This is a genomic window from Pseudomonas sp. B21-056, from assembly GCF_026016325.1.
Lineage (GTDB): Bacteria > Pseudomonadota > Gammaproteobacteria > Pseudomonadales > Pseudomonadaceae > Aquipseudomonas.
In genome coordinates this window covers 3502510-3526021 of the sequence record NZ_CP087203.1, presented here as the reverse complement: position 1 = coordinate 3526021, position 23512 = coordinate 3502510, and the positions used below count along the sequence as shown (strand labels likewise).

The window sequence follows — 23512 nt, the reverse complement described above, 5'->3', positions numbered from 1 at the left end:
GAAGGCGCAGCGGGCGGCTCGAAAGCGCGCCCGCAGGCTGTTCGCCCAAAGCCCCTGACGCTACTGTGAATGTGTTCCCGATAAAGACAATAAAGAGGAATCACCATGCTGGACGTGCCCCTGTTGATCGGCGGCCAGTCGTGCCCCGCCCGTGACGGTCGGACTTTCGAGCGTTGCAATCCGGTGACTGGAGAAGTGGTGTCCCGCGTGGCCGCAGCCACGGTGGAAGACGCCGACGCGGCCGTGGCCGCCGCGCAAGCTGCGTTTCCTGCCTGGGCCGCGCTGGCCCCCAACGAACGGCGCACCCGTCTGCTGCGGGCGGCCGAGCAGTTGCAGGCCCGCAGCGGTGAATTCATTGCTGCCGCCGGCGAAACCGGCGCCATGGCCAACTGGTATGGCTTCAATGTGCATCTGGCGGCGAACATGCTGCGCGAAGCCGCTGCCATGACCACCCAGATCAACGGCGAAATCATTCCTTCGGACGTGCCCGGCAGCTTTGCCATGGCCCTGCGTCAGCCCTGCGGTGTGGTGCTGGGGATTGCGCCGTGGAACGCCCCGGTGATTCTTGCCACCCGCGCAATCGCCATGCCCCTGGCCTGCGGCAACACCGTGGTGCTCAAGGCGTCGGAGATCAGCCCGGCGGTGCACCGGTTGATCGGCCAAGTGCTGCAGGATGCCGGCCTGGGCGATGGCGTGGTCAACGTCATCTGCAACGCGCCGGCGGACGCTGCGGTGATCGTCGAACGGTTGATCGCCAACCCGGCGGTGCGCCGTGTCAACTTCACCGGCTCGACCCACGTCGGGCGTATCGTGGGCGAGCTGTCGGCACGTCACCTCAAGCCTGCGCTGTTGGAACTGGGCGGCAAGGCGCCATTCCTGGTACTGGCCGACGCCGACCTGGACGCCGCGGTGGAAGCGGCGGCCTTCGGGGCGTATTTCAACCAGGGGCAGATCTGCATGTCCACCGAGCGGTTGATTGTGGACGCGAGCGTGGCCGACGCCTTCGTTTCCCGATTGAAGGCGAAGATCGCCACGTTGCGTGCCGGTGATCCAGCCAGCGGTGATTCGGTGCTGGGCTCGCTGGTCGACGTCAGTGCCGGCCAACGCATCAAGGCCATGATCGACGACGCCCTGGCCAAAGGCGCTACGCTGGTAGCGGGCGGTCAGTTGGAGGGCAGCATCCTGCAACCGACCCTGCTCGATGGGGTGACGCCGGACATGCGCCTGTACCGGGAGGAGTCCTTTGGGCCGGTGGCAGTGTTGCTGCGCGGGAGCGGCGACGAAGAATTGCTGCGCCTGGCCAACGACTCCGAGTTCGGCCTGTCGGCGGCCATTTTCAGTCGCGACACCAGCCGGGCATTGGCCCTGGCCCAACGGATCGAGTCGGGCATCTGCCATATCAACGGTCCGACCGTGCACGACGAGGCGCAGATGCCTTTCGGCGGGGTCAAGTCCAGCGGTTACGGCAGCTTTGGCGGCAAGGCGTCCATCGAGCATTTCACCCAGTTGCGTTGGGTGACCTTGCAGAACGGTCCCCGGCATTACCCGATCTGATATCCATTGCATGGCGGGCGGCTGAGTCTCAAAAAGAACGTCGCCCCGGTGCAGGCCAGACATAACAATAACAAGGTCGCAGCCCGACGCTGCCACGTTCCGCTCGCATCGCGCGACCCGAGCGTGCCTTGGTGGAGGAAATGTACGTGAGTTCCGAGTTCAGATCGTCCTCCCAACCCGGCCCTGGGCGTTATCGCCAGGTGTCGATTGGTCACCCCGCGGTTGAGGTCAGTGAGGAGCAGGGCATCCTGCACATGCGCTCCCTGGAAGCCCTGGCGCCGTTGCCGACGCGCTTGCTCGATCGTTTGGTGCATTGGGCCGACGTGCGCCCGCAACAGACCTTTATCGCCGCCCGCCAGAACGGCGGTGACTGGCGTCGGGTCAGCTATGCCGAGATGCTCGACAGCGTCCGCGCCATTGCCCAGGGCCTGCTGGCTTATGGGTTGTCTGCCGACAAACCCCTGGCTCTGCTGTCGGGCAATGACATCGAACACCTGCAGATGGCCCTCGGCGCAATGTACGCCGGCATTCCCTATTGCCCGGTGTCGCCGGCCTATTCCTTGTTGTCCCAGGATTTTGCCAAGCTGCGGCATGTCTGCGACCTGTTGCAGCCGGGGCTGGTGTTCGTCAGCAAGGCCGCGCCGTTCGAGCGTGCGGTCAATGCGGTGTTGCCGGCGAATGTGCCGTTGATCACCGTGGATGGCGAGATGGCGGGTCGCTCCAGGGCAAGCTTTGCCAGCCTGTTGGCACAACCGGGCGGTGCCGAGGCTGAACGGGCCTTTGCCGCCACCGGCCCTGACAGCATCGCCAAGTTCCTCTTCACCTCAGGTTCCACCAAACTGCCCAAGGCAGTGATCACCACCCAACGCATGCTCTGTGCCAACCAGCAGATGCTGTTGCAGACCTTTCCGGTGTTCGGCGAAGCACCGCCGGTGCTGGTGGACTGGTTGCCGTGGAACCACACCTTTGGTGGCAGTCATAACGTCGGCATCGTGTTGTACAACGGCGGTACGTTCTACCTGGACGACGGCAAACCCACCGCCCAGGGCTTCGCCGAAACCTTGCGCAACCTCAAGGAGATTTCGCCGACCGCTTACCTGACCGTGCCCAAGGGCTGGGAAGAACTGGTCAGTGCCCTGGAGCAGGATGGCGAGTTACGCGAACGTTTCTTCGAGCGCGTCAGCCTGTTTTTCTTTGCCGCCGCGGGCCTGTCGCAGAGCACCTGGGACCGGCTCGACAAAGTGGCCGAGCAGCATTGCGGCGAACGGATCCGCATGATGGCCGGGCTGGGCATGACCGAAGCGTCTCCGTCCTGCACCTTTACCACCGGGCCGTTGTCCATGGCCGGCTACATCGGCCTGCCGGCGCCAGGCTGCGAAGTGCGACTGGTGCCGGTGGACGGCAAGTTCGAAGGGCGCTTCCGCGGGCCACACATCATGCCCGGCTATTGGCGCTCGCCACAGCAGACGGCCGAGGTGTTCGACGAGCACGGTTTCTACTGCTCGGGCGATGCGATCAAGCTGGCCGATTCGGCTGATCCGCAGTTGGGGCTGATGTTCGACGGGCGAATTGCCGAGGATTTCAAGCTGTCCTCCGGCGTGTTCGTCAGCGTCGGGCCGCTGCGCAACCGTGCGGTGCTGGAGGGCACGCCCTACGTCCAGGACCTGGTGGTGACCGCGCCGGATCGCGAATGCCTGGGGGCCCTGGTGTTCCCGCGGCTTCCGGAATGCCGACGTCTGTCGGGCCTGCCCGCAGACACCAGTGATGCCCAGGTGCTCGCCAGCGCGCCGGTACGCCAATGGTTCGCCGACTGGCTGCAACGCCTCAACCAGGGCGCCAGTGGCAACGCCAGCCGGGTCGAGTGGATCGCACTGCTCGATGAACCGGCGTCCATTGATCGCGGCGAAATCACCGACAAGGGCTCCATCAACCAGCGGACGGTGTTGCAATGGCGAGCGGCGAAAGTCGAGGCGCTGTATCGCGGCGAGGATGAGTCGATCCTGCGGGCAACTCTCGTCCGTTAAACACCCAACCCTGTGGGAGCGAGCCTGCTCGCGATGACGGTCTATCAGTCGACGCTGCAGTGGCTGACCCACCGCAATCGCGAGCAGGCTCGCTCCCACACTGGTTCTTCAGTGGACACACATTCTGCGTCTGGCACCAATCCCCTGTGGGAGATTCTATGGTGCATGACTAGCCTTCAAATGCCTTTCTGGCAGGTATTCGCTCTGATTCTGCAGCAGAGCGAATACTACGCGGGCAAGCTTGCGCGACAGCGCCACCATGGCCTGAGTTGTACTTAGTCCCCGTGCCAGCAACGCCTCATAGAACCCCTTCCATCGCTCCGTGCGCCTTGCCGACATCGCTGCGTTGTGCAGCAGTCGGCGAGCTTCTGGATCACCTCGTTTGGTCAAGCAGCGGCGACCCTGTTTTCGCCCTGATTGCGATATGCGCAGGTCCAGCCCCAGAAAAGCGATGAAGGCATCGGCATTTTTGAAATCCCCCCGCTGAAACGAGGTGAGCAACCGGGCGCCGGTCAACAGGCCAATGCCTTCAACTTTCATGCAGCGCTTGAGCTGACCCAGCAAGCCTGCGTCCTTCAGCTCATCCTGGATCTTTTTTTCGACCAGGGTTTCCAGCCGTTGCATCGCGCCTATCTGGCGTTTGAACGCGGCTTTGAGTAACGGCTCGTTCGCCCAGCTTTGGCTCAGACTGACACGGGCCTGGACCACAGCCGCACGGCGCCGGAAAAGGCTTACGAGCCGGCGATACAAGGGCGATGGCGGGTTCCAGGGATGCAGTTCCTGGCCTTCGTTCTTCAGGTAACGGGCCAACAGGCGAGCATCCAGTGCATCGGTTTTGGCGCGCACGTTCACGCCTTTGCGGTAGTGACTAAGCTCATAGCCACCGACCATGTAGATCACGCAGCCGGCCTTGTGAGCCAGATCGGCGAACTCCAGGTGATAGATATTGGTGGCCTCAATGGCAATATCCACCTGCATGGACAAGGCCTTGAGCCACTTCTTAATCGCAGTTTTGTTATTGGGGACTATCTCAAGCTGATCGGTTTCGGCGTGATACATCACCAACTCATCCTTGGCGACATCCACACCTACAATCGGCTTGACGAGGGGAACCGGCATTGCCATTGAAAACTCTCCGGGCTAAGGTTTGAACACTTGAAGGGTTCACCCAGAGACGCAGGCTTGTTCCTATCGTCGGTCTAGGCCAGATGCATTCTTTATCGGCGCTTGGGTGTGAAAGGAGGAGGGGTAAAATCTCCCACGGTCTGTACTGCGGCTAACAGTCAGAAGCGAACCTTGTCCCTCCTCCTCCCTTCAAGTCCTACCATACAAGCGAGCCTGCTCGCGATAGCGGTCTATCAGTCGACGCTGCAGTGGCTGGACCCATCGCCATCGCGAGCAAGCTCGCTCCCACACTGGTTCTTCAGTGGACACATTCTGCGTCTGGTACCAATCCGCTGTGGGAGCGAGCCTGCTCGCGATAGCGGTCTATCAGTCGACGCTGCAGTGGCTGGACCCACCGCCATCGCGAGCAGGCTCGCTCCCACAGGGTTTTGCTTTTACTATGGCGGCTGTCTTTTTCCCTGGAAGTGCCCCGGATGAGTAAGCCCGGCCAAACGGTGCTGGTTGCGTTGCGCAGGATGATCGCCTCTGGCGAGTTGGCGGCCGGCGAGCGGTTGATGGAGATTCCCACGGCGGAACGGTTCGGTGTTTCGCGGATGCCGGTGCGCATGGCATTCAGGACCCTGGAACAGGAAGGGTTGCTGGTGCGCTTCGGCGGGCGCGGGTTCCAGGTGCGTTCGGTCAGCGCCGAGGACATTGCCGGTGCAGTGGAGGTGCGCGGTGTGCTGGAAGGCCTGGCGGCACGCCAGACCGCTGAGCGTGGCCTGGATGCAGAGGCTCGGGCCACCCTCGAACATTGCCTGGTGCAGGGCGATGAACTGTTTGCCAAGGGCTACGTGACCGAGGAAGACCTGGAGGTCTATCACGACCTCAACATGCGTTTTCACCAGGTGATCGTCGAAGGCAGCCACAACCCGGCGATTGCCGATGCGCTGGCCCGCAACGATCATCTGCCGTTCGCCTCAGTCACCGCCCTGGCGGTGGATCGGCAGAACATGGCCGGCGAGTTCCGGCGCTTCAACTATGCCCACATGCAGCACCACTCGGTGTTCGACGCGCTGATCCATCGCCAGGGCGCACGGGCCGAGGCGATCATGCGCGAGCATGCCAACGCTACCTTGCGCTACGCCGAGGTGTTCGGCTCGACCTTGGCGGATGAGCGAATGACGGTGATCTTGCGCTCCGAGTGAATATCCATTGTGGGAGCGAGCCTGGTGGGAGCGAGCCTGCTCGCGATGGCGGTGTGTCAGCGAAAGACCTGTAACTGATACAACGCCATCGCGAGCAGGCTCGCTCCCACAGGGTTCTTGTGTTGTTCAGAGATTAGAGATCCAACACCAGCACCGGCGTCTTCGACCTGGAGCAGCACGGTGTGAACTGGTCGTTGCAGGCCTGTTCGGCCTCGGTCAGGAACATGTCGCGGTGTTCCGGCACGCCTTCCAGCACGCGGGTCAGGCAGGTGCCGCAGACGCCTTGTTCGCAGGAGATCGGAATCTCGATGCCATGGCTTTCCAGCACCTGCACCACGCTGCGGTCCTTGGGCACTTCGAACACCTGGCCGCTGCTGGCCAGCTTCACCGAAAAACTGCCATCGGCGCGGGTGTCGGTGGGGGCGGCGGCGAAGTATTCGCGGTGCAGGCAGGCGTCCTGCCAGCCCTGGGCCCTGGCAGTGTCCAGCACATGCTGCATGAAACCGCCCGGGCCGCACACATAGAGGTGCACGTCTTCGCTGGGCGCCGCCAGTACCCGGGCGGTATCCAGTGCGGTTTCGGGCGCTTCATCGAAATGCAGGAACACCCGGTCGGCATACGGTGCCTGGCGCAGGCGCTCGACGAAGGCGGCCCGCTCCAGCGACCTGGCGCAGTAATGCAGTTCGAACGCCGCGCCAGTCTGCGCAAGGTGCTCGGCCATGGCCAGGATCGGCGTAATGCCGATGCCTCCGGCAAACAGCAAATGGCGTCGGGCTTGTGTGGCGAGGGGAAACAGGTTGCGCGGTTCGCTGATGAGCAACCGTGCGCCGGGCTGGATCTGCTCATGCAGGCTGCTTGAACCGCCACGCGACGCCGGATCCTTGAGCACGCCGATCAGGTAGCGGTGCCGTTCCTCGGGGTGGTTGCACAGCGAATACTGACGAATCACTCCACCCGGCAAATGCACATCGATATGGGCACCGGCCGTGAACGCCGGCAGGGGTTGGCCATCGACACGGGTCAGCTCGTAGCTGCAGATGTCCAGGGCTTCGTTATGTCGCGCCGCGACCTGGACTTCGATCATGACCGTTGCTCCGCAGGTTGTGGCTGATGGGTGCTGGCAATCAACCCGGCCTGGGGTTCGCGCTCACGGGCAAGCCAGCGCTCCAGCACCCGGCGTGACTGCACGCCACCGGCATCGATGTTGAGCTTGAGCAGATTGCGTTGCGGATGGTCCAGCAGGTTGCGCTGCTGGCGCTCGAGCATTTCCAGGTCTTCGCTGAAAATCTTGCCCTGGCCCTCGCGAATGGTCGCGGTCAGGGCTTCGTCCTGGGGCTGGAAATGCCGGGCCATGCCCCAGAAATACCAGATGGACGTTTCGGTTTCCGGGGTAATGAAATCCACCACGATGCTCGATGCCTTGAACTGCGGCGCGGCGTGATAGCCGCCATTGCCGGCATGGGCCACGCCGACTTCGATCATCACATGGCTGGGCGGGGTGAAGCGGCAGATCTGCCAGCGGTCCACCGGCACGTCGTCGGCCAGGTTGTTGCCGCGCAGGGCCATGCGCCAGAAGGGTGGGGCCATGATGTTTTCCATGTGCCGGGCGGTGATCACCTCGTCGCCTTCGACCGTGGTCACCGGTGGCGCCTCGTCGATCTCCTTCTGGCCGATGCTGGAGGCATGCACGTAGGTTTCGTGGGTCAGGTCCATCAGGTTGTCGATCATCAGGCGGTAGTCGCACTGGATGTGGAACAGGCCGCCGCCGTAGGCCCATTCTTGGTTCTCTGCCCATTCCAGAGGATGGATCAGCGCCGGGTCGGCCAATGCCTGGTCGCCGGGCCAGACCCAGATGAAGCCGTGGCGTTCCTGCACGGCGAAGGTCTTGTTGCAGGGAAATCCGCGAACCCGTTGCCCCGGCATCTCGACCGTCTTGCCGTCGCTCCCCATCACCAGGCCGTGATAGCCGCACACCAGGTTGCCGTTTTCGACGTAGCCCAGGGAGAGCGGGGCGCCACGGTGGGGGCAGAAGTCCTCGACGGCAGCGACCTTGCCTTCATGCCCACGGTAAAAAACCATTTTCTCGCCGCAGATCTGGCGACCCAGTGGCTTCTCGGCGATTTCATCGGGGGTGCAGGCAACGTACCAGGCATTCTTGGGATACATGACGGGTCTCCAGGCTGATTTTGTTTTTCTATGGATCCATTAAGTCTCTTAACTAGTTTTGTTGTCAATGAATTATTGATGAGCTGCTTGGTATTTCATTTTTAATGGATCCACTGATGCTGTCGCACGAGGGCAGGATTTCGAACGGGTTGGCTCAAACTGTCGTGAAGGACATACTGCGGCACGGGCTTTTTCATGGCACCTCGGAGGGATTGATGAAAACCAAGGCAGTACTTACCGAACAAGACGTCGCGCAGTTGCTGGTGGCAGCCAAGGAGCTGGCGCACCAGCGTCAATGGGCCGTGTCGGTCTGCGTGGTGGACGATGGCGGCCATCCCCTTGGTCTGTTGCGGCTGGACGGTGCTTCGCCGCTATCGGCCTACATCGCCAGCGAGAAAGCCCGCACCGCGGCCATGGGCCGGCGTGACAGCAAGTTTTTCGAAGACATGATCAACGGCGGTCGCTACGCCTTCCTCAGTGCGCCACATCTGCATGGCATGCTCGAAGGCGGTTTGAGCATTCGCCACGATGGACAGTGCATCGGTGCCATCGGCGTGTCCGGTGTCAAGTCCGAGCAGGATGCCGAACTGGCGCGACTGGCGCTGGAGGCGGTGTTGCCGGCCCTGGTTCCTGATCCTTGACCGGGGAGGAGGGCATTCAATGTGGGAGCGAGCCTGCTCGCGATAGCGGTCTATCAGTCGACACTGTAGTGACTGATAGACCGCTATCGCGAGCAGGCTCGCTCCCACAAGGATCTGTGAAGGGCCTGCAGAATTTTGCTGCACAAATCTTCCAGACCGTCCTCACCTTGAGCAGTTAACCTGCCCACGCGGACAAATCAGACAGGGCAACCCATGACCTCGCGCAACTGGATCGATCTCAAGCAGGACGCCACGTCCGGTATCGAGACCGTGCGCGCGCATTTTGAAGGGCATGCCTACGATCCCCATTGGCATGACGCGTACCTGGTCGGCGTGACCGAGGAGGGCGTGCAGCAGTTTCATTGTCGCCGCCAGCAGCACAACAGCACGCCGGGCAAGGTCTTCCTGCTGGAGCCCGGCGAACTCCACGACGGGCATGCCCCCCAGGTCGGCGGTTTCACCTATCGCACTTTGTACCTCGAGCCCCACTGGCTGGAGCGTGAGCTGCGTTCGTTGTTCGACGTCGCCCCTGAGAACGGGCAGTTGGGATTCGCCGCCACCCTGGCCGATGATGCGCGGTTGGCGAACGCCACGGCCCTGGCGTTCCAGAGCCTGCACGACCAGGAAATCCGCATTGTCCGCCAGACGGCACTCGACACCTTGTTGGCCAACCTGACCCAACACCTGCACTGGCGGGCCCGGATCAACCCCGATCCGCGCCTGCCATTGGTTGCGCAGCAGGCCCGTGATTATCTGCACAGTCACCTGAACGAAGACATTGGCCTGGATGACCTGGCGCGGATCACCGGTGTCGATCGGTTCCGCCTGACCCGTGCGTTCAAGGCAGCGTTCGGCCTGGCACCCCACGCCTATCTGATCCAATTGCGACTGGCCCGGGCGCGACGGTTGCTGGCGCGTGGCGAGAGTGCCGCGGTGGTGGCTGCATCGCTCGGCTTTTCCGATCAGAGCCACTTGGGCCGCTGGTTCCAGCGCGCCTATCGGATGAGCCCGGCGGACTACCGCAAACGCTGCTCAAACGTTCCAGACTAAGGGCGGCCGCCTGGGGATGATCAAGTGACGATCATCTATCGAGACGTTGCTCCATGGACCAGTTACTGCCATTTGCCCTGTTCGCGTTTGTCGCCTCCATCACGCCGGGCCCGACCAATATCCTGGTGTTGAGCCATAGCTCGCGCTTTGGCCTGCCGACTACATTTCCGATCATCCTGGGGGCCTGTGCCGCGGCGGCTTTGCTGGTGTTGCTGGTCGGCACAGGGCTGGGGGATGTACTGGCCCGCCACGCCACGATTCAGACGGCACTGTCCTGGGCCGGCATCGCCTGGCTGAGCTGGATGGCCTGGCAGATTTTCAGCGCGCCGGCCCAGGCCATCGACCCCGATCAGCCTGTTGAGGGCCCGAGGCTCGGCCTGGCTGGAGCGGCCGGTTTGCAGTTGGTGAACCCGAAGACCTGGATGATGGCGCTGGCGGTGGTCAGCGTGTTTGCCGGCGCCGAAGCCGACCGCACCGTGCGGGTGCTGTGGCTGTCCCTGGCGTTTTTTGCGATCTCGATCCCGTGCATGACCGTCTGGGCGTACCTGGGCCTCGGCGCTGCCAGGTTCTGCCGTTCCGCTGTGGCGATGGGGCGGTTCAACCGGAGTATGGCGGTGTTGCTGCTGGCGTCGGCGTGGTTGACGTTGCTGGTGTGAGGGCGGCTACGGACCCGCAACCCCTTGCAACGGTTGCACGGTTTCAAAAGACCGGCATTTCTTGGAGCATCGGGCTCGCGCCGGTTGAGCGCAGGTTACATCCCGAATTCCCAATCGCCCCCAAGGATGGAGGTCCACCATGTCTACCCTCGATACCCATGTCGAGTTCATCAAGGCCAGGCTGCCTTCCTGGCTGACGCGGGCCACACGGCCCCAGCAGGAACGCTTCAAGGTACTGACCCGGCAACTGCAGCGCGACAGCGACGCACTCAATGCGTTGCTCACCGATCTGCCGGCGCCTTATACATTCACCCTCGATCGGCTCAAGGCGCAGCCGCAGTTGCAGGGCTGGAACCAGGTGAATGGCGGCGGTAGCGTCGCGGATGCAATACGCCGGGCACGGGTCAGGCGTGGCCCTTCCGTCATCGATCCCTCACTGTCGGTGGTCGAAGCCGCCATGGGCAATTATCCCCCCGCCGACGCCGGCGCCGGAGGGGACTTCGACAAGAAGGGCGAGCTGTTCATCCAGGGCAGGCGGGGAGAGTTCTACCGAGGCGATACGCCATCGTCTACCGCGCCACTGGCCATGAGCCCAGCCAGTTTCGCCAGCCTCTGTCGGCACATGGATGTCGGTGGGGCTTATCAACGGTTGCTCGAGCGCAAGCTGCCTCGCATCACCCGCGAAGTCCCTGGCGTGGCCAAGGCCCACATGGCGTATGCACGCAGTCTGTTGGTGCATGATGCCTACGAAGCGAAGCTGGCTGGGCGTCTGGATAACACCGGCGAGCGGCTGCTGGCCTACGTTGGCGTCCATCTCGAAGAGCCATCCGTGGCGCCGCTGGCGTGTGAGGTCAAGACGCTGGAGTTGCTGTCCGTGCCGTTGTTCGGCGTTCGGGTGTACTGGGGGCTGGCGGGCGATGCCAAGGGGGTTCGCCCGGTGGTCCTGCACATGCCCCACGATACAGTGGCACCGCTCAAGCAGTTTCCGAGCCTGCAGGCGTTGTCGGCAGAGTTGACCGAACGGGTCCGTAAACGCAGTTATCGCCAAGGCCTGGCGCAATATTTTCCGTTGCGCCTGCAGGCCCGCCTGGGGACGGCTCTGCACGATCAGGTGGAGTGGACGGTCGCGGACAACCTCAATCTCTTCCAGGAAATCTACGCGCGCATCACCGATTGGCGCGAGGGCGAGCGGGGTGAGGGCGGTAATCACCGGCGCATTAGAATCCCTGTTCCCAAGGTGGCTTGGGGCCTGAATGACCTGCGCGAGAATCATTGGCACGGCGCCTACCATGAATGGCGTGGACATGCGCTGGCCAATGCCTCGGCGCTGATGGTTCCGACCCGGGATCAGGACTGGCGGGCACTGCTGGCTCGCATCGAATACTGGGAAAGCCTGGTCGAGCGTTCGCTGATGATTGCCGCGACCCTTTTCCCGTTCTGCACGCCCATCGGCATGGGCGCTGCGGTGGTGGGTGGCGTGCGCCTGGTGTATGAAATATTCGAAGGTATCCAGGCATTCAACGAAGGCCACGCGCAGGAAGGTATCGAGCATATTTTCAATGTGTTGTTCGGGATCGCTCAAGGCGCTTACCTGGGCTTTGTCGGCTCCGCCATCGAGCCCATGCCCGTGGCGGATGGCACTACCCGCCTGTGGAATGGCGACGTTCGCCCCTTCGAAGCCCGGCGCTTGCCACCCGTGGCGGCCGAGCAGGACGCCTGGGGTGTCTGGCGCACACCAGATGAGGCGTGGGTGCGGATCGAGGAGCGCTACTTCGAAGTACAAGGTACACGGGACAATATGAGCTTGCGTTTGCCTTCCGGGCACAAAGGCGTTACGCCGCCGATGCAATGGAATCGCACCCGTGGCTGGCAGTGGGCACATCGCAACCCGTTGCAGCGCGGCAATCTGGAGCTGTTGCGCACGTTCGCCGAGACGCCTGCCGAACTGGACAACCCTACGCTCCTTGCCGTGCAGCGTCAGGTCGGTATCAGCGAAGCGCATTTGCGCTACCTGCAAGTAGAGGCGCGGCCAATGCCGGCCATCTTGGCCGATGCCCTGGACGAAGCACGGAACTGGCAAGCGGTGCAGCACACGATCGAGCGCCTGCGCCGTGGCGAAGCCGCGCAGGGGCTGCATTTTCGCATCGTCCAGACCCTCGCGGAGCTACCGGGCTGGCCGGAGGACATGACGCTGCGCTACCACGATGGCGTGAGGCTTTACCCCGTGGGCGACGCGGCCGACACACGCTCGATCCTGTTGAGCCAGGCGGACCTTGTGCACGACACCTGGGCCGCTCGGATCCTGGATGGCCTGAGGGTGGATGAACAGACCGCGCTGCTGGGCCAGAACAGTCTCGGCTTGCGCCCGCTGGAGCGCAGTCGCCTGTTGGGCGGGCGTTGGGCCGCGGGCCTGGAGCGCGATGCCAGGCGGGTGACCATGGCCATGGCCCGGTCAACCAGGCTCGATCCATTGGCTGCTCCCCTGACCCGAGCGTTCCCCGGCTTGCCTGAATCCATCGCCAACGAGCTTGTCCGTGGGGTTTCAGGTAAAGATCGACAGCGTTTGCTTGAAGGCCGGGTGCCGGAGAACCTCGGCAAGCGAAGTGCCGAGGCCCTGCGAGAGTTGCGCCTGAGCCGTGCCCTGCGTGCCCTGGAGCGTGGCGAAAGCAGTGTCGATCGGGATCGCATTGTCATGAGTCTGCTGGCCAATATGCCCCGGCTACGCGGTCGGGTGCGCGTGCGCCTGTGGTTGCGCGAGCTGCCGGAGCCACTTGAGCTGGGAGATTCCGGGCCGATCAAAGTCGTCCGCCAGGAAGGTGAAAGGTATCGCCCCTTTGACGAAACCGGCGAAGAACTGGCGGGTGCCTTGAGCCTGGAGGACGCGCTGCTGAGGGCCATGCCAGACGACGCCCGCAGCGCGCTGGGCTTGAACATCTGGGAGGCGGACAAGCTGCGCAACCAATTGTTGGTACAGGCCCTGGACGACCGGCAGGCCCTGCGTCCCTACCTGTCGATGCGCAGCCTGGGCAGCATCGGGTCGCGTCCGCAATGGCTGAACGGACACCTCGTCTATCCCCTCAGCGGCCGTGGTCGGCTTGCGCTGGAGAACTGGCTCTTCAGCCTCGATGAGCGTCTGGAGCGGCTATTCCCCGCTCACGCGGGGGAAGCCCTCACACGCATGCGGCTGCGCCTGACGAGGCAGGCCGAACGCCAGGGCATTGGCCTGGTAGATATGCTCTACCGGCTGGAGAGCGAATGGGCCACCCTGGATGAAGGGTTGCATCAATGGGTGGACCACGAAGGTTTTCACCATCCTGTCGAGCAGACCCTGGACCGGGAGGCGCTGCTTGGGCAACGGCGTGCCGTCGCGAGGGAACTCCGCCGGGCCTGGCAGCGCACACCTGATCCGGGCAGGGAGGGCAGCGAACAAGTGTTACGGTTGGACAGTATCGACATCGGCCGGCTGCCGCCTGTCACCGTTCGTTTCGAGCATATCGAATCGGTGATCCTGACCCACATGGGCCTGGTCGAGGACCCTTCGGACTTCCTGCGAATGTTCCCCGGCATCGATATGTTGAACCTGCAGGGCAATCATCTCACCGCCGTCCCCGTAGCCGTGGCTGAGTTGCGGGCGTTGGTGGACCTGTCACTGGGCCGCAATCCGTTGCACCTGGACGCGAATGTATTCACCCCTCTGCTTGGCAACGGCACGCCTATCCCGTTATGGACCTTGAACCTGTCAGGGATCAGCAGCGGCGCCGAGGCGGGCACCAGCGCCGAAGTGATCGCGGCCATCAACAGCTTGTCCACCTTGCCCTCCCTGCATGAAGTCATCTGGTCCGACAATGTGAACTTCACACCCGAGCAGTTGCAGGCTCTGACCACCGCGTTGCCGGGCTTGCGCGCGCTGAATCTGGAGCGCTGTGGCCTGCGCCTGGACGAAGAAGGCAGCGCATTCCTGCGAACAGCCACGCAATTACAGGAGCTGCGCCTGAGGGAAAACAACTGCCGGGACCTGCCCGAATTGCCGGAGCTGGCGAACCTGATGGAACTGGAACTGGCCAGGACCGGGCTCGATCGGGTGCCCCCATTGGTCTTGTCAGTGCTGACCAGTCAATCCGACGCGCCGCTGTCCGATATGTTTGTCGTCGATCTCAGGGGCAACCGCATCACCAATATCCAGGATGACCTGATCCCTGCGCTGGGCCGCGTATCGGACCAGGACACGCTGGGGATCTGGCTTGACGACAATCCGCTGCCCAGTGCCCAGATCGATGCCATTCGTGCATTGATGCCCGAGGTTTTTCACTACAGCGTCGACGAGTGGCTGTACACCTCTCCTTCGCTGCAGAGGGCATTGGAAGTCGCCCGGGATGATCCCGGGATGCGCAGTTTCATCGACTGGTTCTCTGCCAGTATCCGCGACGCTGATGCTCGTTTACCTACCGGTCTGGCTTTCGAGGAGCGACAGAGGGCTGCCACCGTGTTGCAGCACTATATCGGCTATCAAGACGTGCATGGACGCCTGCCGACGCTGCTGACGGATTTCGATCAGCAACTGAGGCAACTGCGTGGGCGCGTGAATGCGCGGAGCCTGGACAGGCAGCCACCCGACCTCGCCGAGCTGGAGTTGCACTTCACCATGTTCGAGTCGGTCATGCGTGCGCGACTGGCCCGGAACAGCCCGCCGTTTGCGCTGTTCATGGCTGACCAGCACACCTACTGGGAACATGCGCTGCAGGAGCGCTATCCCGATCTCTTGCAGCGCCATATACATATGACCCGGGAGGCGTTCATCGACTGGCTCTGCGAAGCCCAGGACACCTTCAACAGCAACGATCAGACCCCTCGCATGGGCGAAATGACCTGGCGACCCTACCTGGGCCTGATGTCCCATGAGTGGTCTGAAGGACTGGCGCTCTGGGAGACGGTGGATGAGGATCTGGTGGACGCCTTCAGCGGGCCCGTGGATCCGTCCCGATGGCCCCAGGTCATGCTGGATAACCTGAAGCAGCCGGACGCCGACTTGCCCAGTGCCTGGGAGTCTGTCACGGAAGGTGAGCGGCTCGTCTGGCGCCGCGTCGGGCTCGAGGCCGTGGCGGATGTGGATTGGACTTCAGGCCAGCCTGTGACCCTCACCGAGGATCAGCTGCGCCGCACCATGGCCATCTACCGCTCGGTCAAGAGCCGGGAGATCGAGGCGTTGGTGCGTCGGGTGACCACGGGCCTGGTCACTCCCTGGTGGCCGGATCTACCGCTTTCCTGGTGGCCGGAGTCACCGCTGTGAAGACCAGCGCCTTCAGGCCGCACTGACTGTCGACATCAGGAAATTCCGGCGGGTTGGCCAGGCGTTGCTTGAACGCCAAGCCAGGCGCCTCACGGGTGACGCCATCGATGAGAAAGTCCGGGCCGGTGGCCGGGTCGTTGCTGCAGGCCAGCACCGTGCCGTCGGCGGTCAACAATTCCGGCAACCGACGCAGCACCCGTTGGTAGTCCTTGGTCAGCAGGAAACTGCCTTTCTGGAAGGTCGGCGGATCGATGATCACCAAGTCATACGGTCCGCCGTTGATCACCTTGCCCCAGGACTTGAACAGGTCGTGGCCGAGAAAACTCACCTGGCTCAGGTCATGGCCGTTCAAGCGATGGTTGTCGCGGCCCCGGCTCAGGGCCGCGCGGGACATGTCCAGATTGACCACGTGCTGTGCACCACCGGCGATGGCCGCTACCGAGAAACCGCAGGTGTAGGCGAACAGGTTCAGCACACGCTTGCCGGCGGCATTGGCCCGGACCCAGTCGCGGCCGTAGCGCATGTCGAGGAACAGGCCGTTGTTCTGCTTCTTGCCCAGGTCGATCCGGTAACGCAGGCCACCTTCGGTCAGGGTCCATTCATCGATGGGTTCGCCCACCAGCCATTGGGTGAGGCTCTGTGCAAGATAACGATGCTGCACGGCCAGGGTATGAGCCTTGCTGTGCTGCCAGGCCGGCGCCGCAGTGATGGCGAGCAGGGTCGACAGCAAGTCGTCCAACTGCCCAGGCGCAGGCTCCTTGAACAAGGACACCAGCACCACACCCTGGAGCCAGTCGACGGTGACCTGCTCCAACCCCGGCCAGCAGCGCCCGCGACCATGAAACAGACGACGGGTTTCCTCAGGCACGGACGCCAGGGCGGTCAGTAAATGAGTCTGCAGGGTTTGAAGGGCTTCAGGGTTCATCAGGCAACGCCGGCGATTCGAAAGGCCGGCATTTTAACCACCCGCTGATCAGGCGCAATCCTTGTGGCGAGGGGATTTATCCCCGTTGGGCTGCGTAGCAGCCCTCAATCACCAACTCGGTGTGTCAGACATACTGAGTCCACAGCAATGGGGCTGCTACGCAGCCCAACGGGGATGAATCCCCTCGCCACAGGTTTATCGCTGTGTTCAGCCACCACTGGTAGCCAGAATACTCGCCACCTGCTGCGGCTGGCAGTTGAGATAGGCCGAACGCTTGAGCCAGCCCGGGTCCGGGTACCAGGAAAACATGAATTGCCCGCCCTTGAGCTTGTCGATCACCTGGCGCGCTACCTGGGGGCGCACGGCAGGGCAACCCTGGCTACGGCCGATACGGCCCTGGCGCAGGCTCCACAACGGGTTCACATAGTCGGCGGCGTGGATCACGATGGCGCGATCACGGGCCTGGTCATTGAAGCCGGGCTCCAGGCCATCCATGCGCAACGAATAGCCATGGGTGCCCTGGTAGCTTTCCTGCGTGCGGAACAGCCCCAGGCTGGACTGGTAGCTGCCCAGGCGATTGGAGAATTGCGTGGCGAAGTTCTCCCCGGATTTCTGCCCATGGGCCACCAGGTCGCGCAGTACCAGCTTCTTTTGCCGCAGGTCGAAGATCCACAGGCGCCGGGCCGTGGACGGTTGCGAGTAGTCGATCACGGCCAGGTGACGGGCCTGGCGGGCTCCGTTGGCGACCGCGCATTGCATGGCGCTCAAGGCACTTTTCAGTGCCAGGGGATTGAGTTCCGGCGCGGCGTGGGCGAGGCTGTTGTAAAGCGATTGAGCATTTGCCTGCTGGGCCAGCGCCGGCGCACAGAACGCACCCAGGGCTGCTATGGCCAGGCAGAGCCGGCGAATGAATGTCAGCGAGGATGAAAAGAATCCACGCGGGTCTACAGGCTGATGTGTGTTTGCGGCATCCCGTCCGTAACTGTTCGTTTGCATCATGATGGCGGGTCGTACCTGTCGCAAAGTCAACCGTCAACGAGACGGCCATGGATTGGAGTAAAGCAGTTGTTCAAAAAGCCCGTATGTTACTTGAGCCTTTTATTGCTCGCTTCGCCATTGGTCGCGACGGCCGGTGACGTTTCGTTCGGTGATCCGGCACCGGTACAGGCCACGCTGGCACAGTTATCGGTGGCTTGCCCGGCGCTGGCGGCGGGTGTCGACTTTCCGACGATGTTGAGCTTGCAGGCGTTCTACCAGCAAAACGCCGGCCAGGAAGTCTGGTCGGACGACGAACGGTTGCCGGCCTTGCGGGTCCAGTTGCAGCAACTGGCCGATGACGGCCTGGACCCGGCCCGCTACAGCTTGCCGGCCGAAGGTACGGCCCCGAGCCCGGCCTGTGCCGACATCGCCATCAGTCAACGCTACCTGCAAGCCTTGCATGAACTGCGTTTCGGCTACTTGTCCCAGGACCGCCTGGAGCCGGTGTGGAAGGCCAGTCCGCAGCCCCAGGACCGCCAGGCGCTGATCCTGGCGATTGCCGGGCCGGGTCTGAACAACCTGGCCTCAGCCTTTGAACAAGCCCGGCCGAGCCTGGAGCTATATCGCAACCTGCGTGTGCTGTATGCCCAGCAGCGGCAGCAGCCTTTGTCCGAATGGCAACCGGTGCCCGGGGGGCCCCTGTTGCAACCGGACAAACAGGACGCCCGGGTACCGGCCCTGGCGCGACGGCTGTTCAGCGAAGGCTACCTGAGTGCACCGCCCGCCGAGGGCGATGAGCATTACAGCCCCAGCGTGGTGGAGGCGATGAAGAGTTTTCAGCTCCGGCATTCGCTGCAAGCTGACGGTGTGGTGGGGCCGTGGACCGTCACCGAATTGAATGTCAGCCCGGCCATGCGCCGCGAACAGTTGCGGCTCAATCTGGAACGCATGCGCTGGCTGGCCCAGGACCTGGAGCCTGACAGCGTGCTCGTCAACGTGGCAGCGGCCCAACTGACGGTGTACCAGGGCGGCGCGCCGGTCTGGCAGACCCGGACCCAGGTGGGCCGTGCGGAGCGGGAAACGCCATTGCTCAAATCCCGGGTAACGCGTCTGACCCTCAACCCCACCTGGACCATCCCCCCGACCATTCTCAAAGAAGACAAACTGCCGGAGATCCGCCGCGACCCCGAGTTCCTCAGTCGCCAGAACCTGAAGATCATCGACCGCGATGGCCTGCCGCTGCTGGCGGAGGACATCGATTGGGATCATCCGGGCGATCTGATGCTGCGCCAGGATGCCGGGCCGAAGAACCCGCTGGGCAAGCTGGTGATCCGTTTCCCCAACCCGTTCTCCGTGTACCTGCACGACACGCCCAGCCAGGCGTTGTTCAGCAAAGGACCGCGGGCGTTCAGCTCGGGGTGTGTGCGGATCGAGCAGGTGATGCACCTGCGGGACCTGCTGGTGACCCCGGCCGAACGCCTGCGCACCGATACCCTGCTGGCCGATGGGCAGACCCATGAGTTCAGGCTGACCAGGCCCATGCCGATCCTGTTGGGCTACTGGACGGTACAGGCAGACAGCCAGGGCCAGGCGGTGTACATCCCGGACGTTTATGGGCGGGATACGAAGCTGGCGGCTGCCCGCGGCCGAGCACTCTGAGCCAGGCTGACCACCGCCATCGCGAGCTGGCTCGCTCCCACATTGGATTCATGGCGGACGCAGCTTCTGTGTTCGTCACAAGACCCTGTGGGAGCGAGCCTGCTCGCGATGAGGCCGGCCAATCCACCGCAGCAACGATTGATCCCCCCGCAAGAAGCACTGCACTTTTATGAAGCCGGCAGCATCGGATCGCACCATGGGAAGGCAGTTGCCCCGGTGCCACAGACTCTGAATTTCCCCGGTGACTGAACGGCCGTCTTCGCGGGCAAGCCCGCTCCCACAGGGGTAGAGCTGGTTCGAGCCTCTGGGATTTAAGGGTTGGCACGCTCGCTGCAAGAGGGCTCTCAGGCCCACCGTGAACACAATCGAGTGGGCAGCCCCGTCGGTCAACGAAGATCGAGCGCCAGCAGGCCGGGGGATAACGGTAGATCGGGGCGCAGTCGCCGGGTCGATACCGCACAGAACAGGCAAAGACGCCTGGAACCGCAAGGTTTCAGGCGTCTTTTTTTTGCTTTCAAAACCGTGATGGGCTTTTGTCGGGTGCTTTCTATGAATTCCAACGTTGCTTCCCTGAACAAGCTGCAAACGCTGATTGTGATCGGCAATGGCATGGTCGGCCATCACTGCGTCGAACAACTGATCGAGCGCGGTGCTCTCAACCATTACCACCTGCATGTGTTCAGCGAAGAGCCGATGCGCGCCTATGACCGCGTGCACCTGTCCGAGTACTTCTCCGGCCGTGACGCCGAGTCCCTGGCTCTCGGCGAAGCTTCGTTGTACCAGACCCCAGGTGTCACGCTGCACTTGGGCGTGCCGGTGCTGGAGATCGATCGCCAGGCCCGTCAGGTCGTTACCGGCCAGGAGCGGATCAGCTACGACAAGCTGGTGCTCGCCACCGGTTCCTACCCGTTCGTGCCTTCCATCGAAGGCGCCGAAGGCGACTCCCGCCTGGTCTATCGCACCCTGGAAGACCTGGACGCGATTCGCGCTGCCGCGAACAATGCCCGTCGTGGCGTGGTAGTCGGCGGTGGCCTGCTGGGCCTGGAAGCGGCCAATGCCCTCAAGAGCCTGGGCCTGGAAGCCCACGTGGTGGAATTCGCCCCACGGCTGATGCCGGTGCAACTGGACGAGCAGGGCGGCCTGGCCCTCAAGGCGCGTATCGAAAAACTCGGCGTCGGCGTGCATCTGTCCAAAGGCACCCAATCCATCAGCGCCGGTGAGCACTACCGCTATCGAATGAACTTCGGCAACGACGATTTCCTCGAAACCGACCTGATCGTGTTCTCCGCCGGTATCCGCGCCCAGGATGCCCTGGCCCGGCAGAGCGATCTGCAGATCGGTCCGCGCGGCGGCGTGGTCATCGATGACCAATGCCTGAGCAGCGACCCGGACATCTACGCCATCGGTGAATGCGCGGCCTGGAACGGCAGCATCTTCGGTCTGGTCGCACCGGGTTACCAGATGGCCCGCAGCGTCGCGGCACAACTGAGCGGTGAAAGCGGTGATGCCTTTACCGGTGCCGACATGTCCACCAAGCTCAAGTTGCTCGGTGTCGACGTCGGCTCCATCGGCGACGCCCACGGCAACACGCCGGGCTCGCGCAGCTTCCAGTTCATCGACGGAACCAGCGCCAGCTACCGGCGCCTGGTGGTGGACGCCGACGGCAAGCGCGTGATCGGCGCGGTGCTGGTGGGCGACAACAGTTACTACGACACCTTGCTGCAATACATGCAGAACGGCATCGCCTTGCCCAAGGATGCCGCCAGCCTGATCCTGCCCACTTCCGAAGGCGCGCCGACCCTGGGCCCGGCTGCGCTGCCCGCAGCGGCGACCATCTGTTCCTGCCACAACGTCACCAAAGGCTCGATCTGCTCGGCCATCGACGGTGGTTGCACGGATCTGGGTCAACTCAAGTGCGACACCAAGGCCGGTACCGGTTGTGGTGGTTGCGCCGCGCTGGTCAAGCAGGTGTTCGAACATGAGCTGGTCGCCCGTGGCGTCAGCGTCGACAAGAGCCTGTGCGAACACTTCGCCTACACCCGTCAGGAGCTGTACGCCCTGGTGCGGGTGGAAGGGATCATCAGCTTTGACGAACTGCTGGCCAAGCACGGTCGCGGGCACACCGGTTGCGACCTGTGCAAACCGGCGGTGGGGTCGATCCTGGCGTCGTGCTGGAACCAGCCGATCATGGATCCGTCCCTGGTGGCGTTGCAGGACACCAACGACACCTTCATGGCGAACATGCAGAAGAACGGCACTTATTCGGTGGTGCCGCGTATCGCCGGTGGGGAAATCACCGCCGACAAACTGATCGCCATCGGCGTGGTGGCGAAGAAATACGACCTCTACACCAAGATCACCGGCGGCCAGCGCATCGACCTGTTCGGCGCCCAACTGCACCAGTTGCCGGACATCTGGGCCGAGCTGATCGAGGCCGGTTTCGAAACGGGCCATGCCTACGGCAAGTCGACCCGTACGGTGAAGTCCTGCGTCGGCAGCACTTGGTGCCGTTACGGCGTTCAGGACAGCGTGCAAATGGCCCTGACCCTCGAGGATCGCTACAAGGGCCTGCGTTCGCCCCACAAGCTCAAGTTCGCGGTATCCGGTTGCACCCGCGAATGCGCCGAGGCCCAGAGCAAGGACGTCGGCGTGATTGCCACGGAGAAGGGCTGGAACCTTTATGTCGCCGGCAACGGTGGCATGCGTCCACGTCACGCCGAGCTGTTCGCCACCGACCTGGATGACGAAACCCTGATCCGCTACATCGACCGCTTCCTGATGTTCTACATCCGCACCGCCGACAAGTTGCAGCGCACCTCGGTCTGGCGTGAAAGCCTCGAGGGCGGCCTGGACTACCTCAAGGACGTGATCATCGACGACAGCCTGGGCCTGGGGGCCGAACTCGAAGCCCAGATGCAACTGGTGGTCGACCGCTATGAATGCGAATGGGCCAACGCCCTCAAGGATCCGGACAAACTCAAGCGTTTCCGCACCTTCGTCAACGACAAGCGCGGCGACCCGGATGTTCATTTCGTCCGCGAGCGCGGCCAGCGCCGGCCGGTTCACGCCGGCGAACTTCACCTGATTCCCGTTACCGAGGAGGTGCTCTGATGAGCCAGTCAAACGTCGTTCGTATCCCTACCGCCGAGGCCCAGGTGCAATGGCGCGCCCTGTGCAGTCGCGAGGACCTGGTGGCCAATTCCGGCGTGGTCGCCTGGCACGATGGCAGTCAGGTTGCGCTGTTGTACCTGCCTGAACAGCAGGACAAGCCGCTGTACGCCATCGACAATCGCGACCCCAAGTCGGGTGCGAATGTCATCGGCCGCGGCCTGTTGGGCAGCATCAAGGGTGAACTGGTGATTGCCTCGCCGATGTACAAACAGCATTTCCGCCTGGAAGACGGGCACTGTCTGGAATACCCGGAACAGCGCCTGCGGGTGTGGCCGGTGCGGTTGAATGGGGATGTGGTGGAGATTGGTGAGGATTGATTGCGCCTCGTCGGGAACACTGCTTTTGTGGCGAGGGGATTTATCCCCGCTGGGCTGCGCAGCAGCCCCAAATATTCTTGCCACTGCGGTGTATCAATCGGAATGCAGGGGGCTGCTTCGCAGCCCAGCGGGGCGGTGCGACGTTTCGCTAAATCCCCTCGCCACAGGGATTGTGTCTGAATCGAATTTTGCTGTTTGCCCTTTATTTGAAGTTGGGGATCGACAATGAAAACCGCCGCTCAACTGGTGAAACTCAAGAGTGTGCAGAACCAGCAGGTCCATAGCATTGCACCCGACCAGACAGTGCTCGAAGCGCTGCGGATCATGGCCGAGAAGAACGTCGGTGCGCTGCCGGTGATCGAGGATGGCCAGGTGGTGGGTGTATTCAGCGAGCGGGACTATGCGCGCAAGCTGGTGCTTCAGGGGCGCTCCTCGGTGGGCACGGCGGTACGCACCATCATGAGCGCGCCAGTGATCACCGCCGACAGCCAGCAGAGCGTCGAACGCTGCATGGAAGTCATGACCGACAGCCATCTGCGGCACTTGCCGGTGCTGGATAACGGGCAGTTGATCGGCCTGCTGTCGATTGGCGACCTGGTGAAGCAGGCGATTGTCGAGCAGGCGGATCTGATCCGGCAGTTGGAGCATTACATTCGCGGGCATTGATGCCAAGTTCGATATCCAGGATCGAATACTGTGGCGAGGGGATTTATCCCCGCTGGGCTGCAAAGCAGCCCCAAGACCTGCAACCTCGATTTATCTGTTACACCGA

At 62.9% G+C, this 23512-nt stretch carries 16 protein-coding genes; 11 read left to right on the top strand and 5 right to left on the bottom strand.

The annotated features are described in order from the left end of the window. Positions 1 to 105 precede the first annotated feature (105 nt). Together LOY67_RS14850 and LOY67_RS14845 are read left to right on the top strand one after the other, a co-directional pair. A complete protein-coding gene (locus tag LOY67_RS14850) occupies positions 106 to 1554 on the top strand; it encodes an aldehyde dehydrogenase (protein WP_265063207.1) in 1449 nt (482 codons plus the stop codon). A 146-nt stretch (positions 1555 to 1700) separates the two neighbouring features. Further along, positions 1701 to 3578, top strand: a complete 1878-nt coding sequence (locus LOY67_RS14845; RefSeq protein WP_265063206.1) for a feruloyl-CoA synthase — start codon at positions 1701 to 1703, stop codon at positions 3576 to 3578. A 156-nt stretch (positions 3579 to 3734) separates the two neighbouring features. Here LOY67_RS14845 and LOY67_RS14840 read toward each other — a convergent pair whose 3' ends face one another. Beyond that, positions 3735 to 4703, bottom strand: coding sequence for an IS110 family transposase (locus LOY67_RS14840; RefSeq protein WP_265063205.1), 969 nt, complete (start codon positions 4701 to 4703; stop codon positions 3735 to 3737). 473 nt (positions 4704 to 5176) lie between these two features. Here LOY67_RS14840 and LOY67_RS14835 point away from each other — a divergent pair, with 473 nt between their 5' ends. Further along, positions 5177 to 5890, top strand: a complete 714-nt coding sequence (locus LOY67_RS14835) for a GntR family transcriptional regulator (protein WP_265063204.1) — start codon at positions 5177 to 5179, stop codon at positions 5888 to 5890. 133 nt (positions 5891 to 6023) lie between these two features. Here LOY67_RS14835 and LOY67_RS14830 read toward each other — a convergent pair whose 3' ends face one another. Both LOY67_RS14830 and LOY67_RS14825 read right to left on the bottom strand, forming a co-directional pair. Further along, the gene (locus LOY67_RS14830; protein WP_265063203.1) at positions 6024 to 6974 is read right to left on the bottom strand and encodes a PDR/VanB family oxidoreductase; all 951 of its coding nucleotides are present in this window, start codon (positions 6972 to 6974) and stop codon (positions 6024 to 6026) included. After that, positions 6971 to 8056 carry an aromatic ring-hydroxylating oxygenase subunit alpha gene (locus LOY67_RS14825; protein ID WP_265063202.1) on the bottom strand — a complete coding sequence of 362 codons (1086 nt, stop codon included), beginning with the start codon at positions 8054 to 8056 and terminating at the stop codon, positions 6971 to 6973. Before LOY67_RS14825 ends, LOY67_RS14830 begins: the two co-directional genes overlap by 4 nt. A 215-nt stretch (positions 8057 to 8271) precedes the next feature. Between LOY67_RS14825 and LOY67_RS14820 the strand changes: the two genes are divergently transcribed. The 4 genes from LOY67_RS14820 to LOY67_RS14805 all read left to right on the top strand — a co-directional run bounded on the left by LOY67_RS14820 (position 8272) and on the right by LOY67_RS14805 (position 15690). Then, positions 8272 to 8697 carry a GlcG/HbpS family heme-binding protein gene (locus LOY67_RS14820; RefSeq protein ID WP_265063201.1) on the top strand — a complete coding sequence of 142 codons (426 nt, stop codon included), beginning with the start codon at positions 8272 to 8274 and terminating at the stop codon, positions 8695 to 8697. Between the two features lie 213 nt (positions 8698 to 8910). Continuing rightward, the gene (locus LOY67_RS14815) at positions 8911 to 9747 is read left to right on the top strand and encodes an AraC family transcriptional regulator (protein WP_265063200.1); all 837 of its coding nucleotides are present in this window, start codon (positions 8911 to 8913) and stop codon (positions 9745 to 9747) included. A gap of 53 nt (positions 9748 to 9800) precedes the next feature. Beyond that, complete coding sequence (locus tag LOY67_RS14810) at positions 9801 to 10403, top strand: LysE family translocator (protein ID WP_265063199.1); 603 nt, start codon at positions 9801 to 9803, stop codon at positions 10401 to 10403. A gap of 139 nt (positions 10404 to 10542) precedes the next feature. Continuing rightward, the gene (locus LOY67_RS14805) at positions 10543 to 15690 is read left to right on the top strand and encodes a dermonecrotic toxin domain-containing protein (RefSeq protein ID WP_265063198.1); all 5148 of its coding nucleotides are present in this window, start codon (positions 10543 to 10545) and stop codon (positions 15688 to 15690) included. On the opposite strand, the gene LOY67_RS14800 is transcribed toward LOY67_RS14805, so the two are convergent. Then, the gene (locus tag LOY67_RS14800; protein ID WP_265063197.1) at positions 15635 to 16615 is read right to left on the bottom strand and encodes a class I SAM-dependent methyltransferase; all 981 of its coding nucleotides are present in this window, start codon (positions 16613 to 16615) and stop codon (positions 15635 to 15637) included. The genes LOY67_RS14805 and LOY67_RS14800 overlap by 56 nt on opposite strands. Before the next feature lie 207 nt (positions 16616 to 16822). After that, positions 16823 to 17614: a murein L,D-transpeptidase catalytic domain family protein gene (locus LOY67_RS14795; RefSeq protein WP_265063196.1), complete on the bottom strand. Its 792-nt coding sequence runs from the start codon at positions 17612 to 17614 to the stop codon at positions 16823 to 16825. Between the two features lie 66 nt (positions 17615 to 17680). Here LOY67_RS14795 and LOY67_RS14790 point away from each other — a divergent pair, with 66 nt between their 5' ends. From LOY67_RS14790 to LOY67_RS14775, 4 genes are all read left to right on the top strand, one after another. Continuing rightward, positions 17681 to 19252: a L,D-transpeptidase family protein gene (locus LOY67_RS14790; protein WP_265063195.1), complete on the top strand. Its 1572-nt coding sequence runs from the start codon at positions 17681 to 17683 to the stop codon at positions 19250 to 19252. Positions 19253 to 19801: 549 nt separating this feature from the next. Then, a complete protein-coding gene (gene nirB / locus LOY67_RS14785) occupies positions 19802 to 22363 on the top strand; it encodes a nitrite reductase large subunit NirB (RefSeq protein ID WP_265063194.1) in 2562 nt (853 codons plus the stop codon). Next, positions 22363 to 22740 (top strand): nitrite reductase small subunit NirD, encoded by a 378-nt coding sequence (gene nirD, locus LOY67_RS14780; protein ID WP_265063193.1) that lies wholly within the window; start codon positions 22363 to 22365, stop codon positions 22738 to 22740. The genes nirB and nirD overlap by 1 nt, the downstream gene beginning before the upstream one ends. A 225-nt stretch (positions 22741 to 22965) precedes the next feature. Then, the gene (locus LOY67_RS14775; protein ID WP_265063192.1) at positions 22966 to 23406 is read left to right on the top strand and encodes a CBS domain-containing protein; all 441 of its coding nucleotides are present in this window, start codon (positions 22966 to 22968) and stop codon (positions 23404 to 23406) included. The last annotated feature ends 106 nt before the right edge of the window (positions 23407 to 23512 follow it).

Coding starts and splice junctions, on each gene's coding strand:
- LOY67_RS14850 (WP_265063207.1), top strand. CDS start 106: ATGCTGGACGTGCCCCTGTTGATCGGCGGCCAGTCGTGCCCCGCCCGT.
- LOY67_RS14840 (WP_265063205.1), bottom strand. CDS start 4,703: ATGGCAATGCCGGTTCCCCTCGTCAAGCCGATTGTAGGTGTGGATGTC.
- LOY67_RS14835 (WP_265063204.1), top strand. CDS start 5,177: ATGAGTAAGCCCGGCCAAACGGTGCTGGTTGCGTTGCGCAGGATGATC.
- LOY67_RS14830 (WP_265063203.1), bottom strand. CDS start 6,974: ATGATCGAAGTCCAGGTCGCGGCGCGACATAACGAAGCCCTGGACATC.
- LOY67_RS14825 (WP_265063202.1), bottom strand. CDS start 8,056: ATGTATCCCAAGAATGCCTGGTACGTTGCCTGCACCCCCGATGAAATC.
- LOY67_RS14820 (WP_265063201.1), top strand. CDS start 8,272: ATGAAAACCAAGGCAGTACTTACCGAACAAGACGTCGCGCAGTTGCTG.
- LOY67_RS14815 (WP_265063200.1), top strand. CDS start 8,911: ATGACCTCGCGCAACTGGATCGATCTCAAGCAGGACGCCACGTCCGGT.
- LOY67_RS14810 (WP_265063199.1), top strand. CDS start 9,801: ATGGACCAGTTACTGCCATTTGCCCTGTTCGCGTTTGTCGCCTCCATC.
- LOY67_RS14805 (WP_265063198.1), top strand. CDS start 10,543: ATGTCTACCCTCGATACCCATGTCGAGTTCATCAAGGCCAGGCTGCCT.
- LOY67_RS14800 (WP_265063197.1), bottom strand. CDS start 16,615: ATGAACCCTGAAGCCCTTCAAACCCTGCAGACTCATTTACTGACCGCC.
- LOY67_RS14795 (WP_265063196.1), bottom strand. CDS start 17,614: ATGATGCAAACGAACAGTTACGGACGGGATGCCGCAAACACACATCAG.
- nirB (WP_265063194.1), top strand. CDS start 19,802: ATGAATTCCAACGTTGCTTCCCTGAACAAGCTGCAAACGCTGATTGTG.
- nirD (WP_265063193.1), top strand. CDS start 22,363: ATGAGCCAGTCAAACGTCGTTCGTATCCCTACCGCCGAGGCCCAGGTG.
- LOY67_RS14775 (WP_265063192.1), top strand. CDS start 22,966: ATGAAAACCGCCGCTCAACTGGTGAAACTCAAGAGTGTGCAGAACCAG.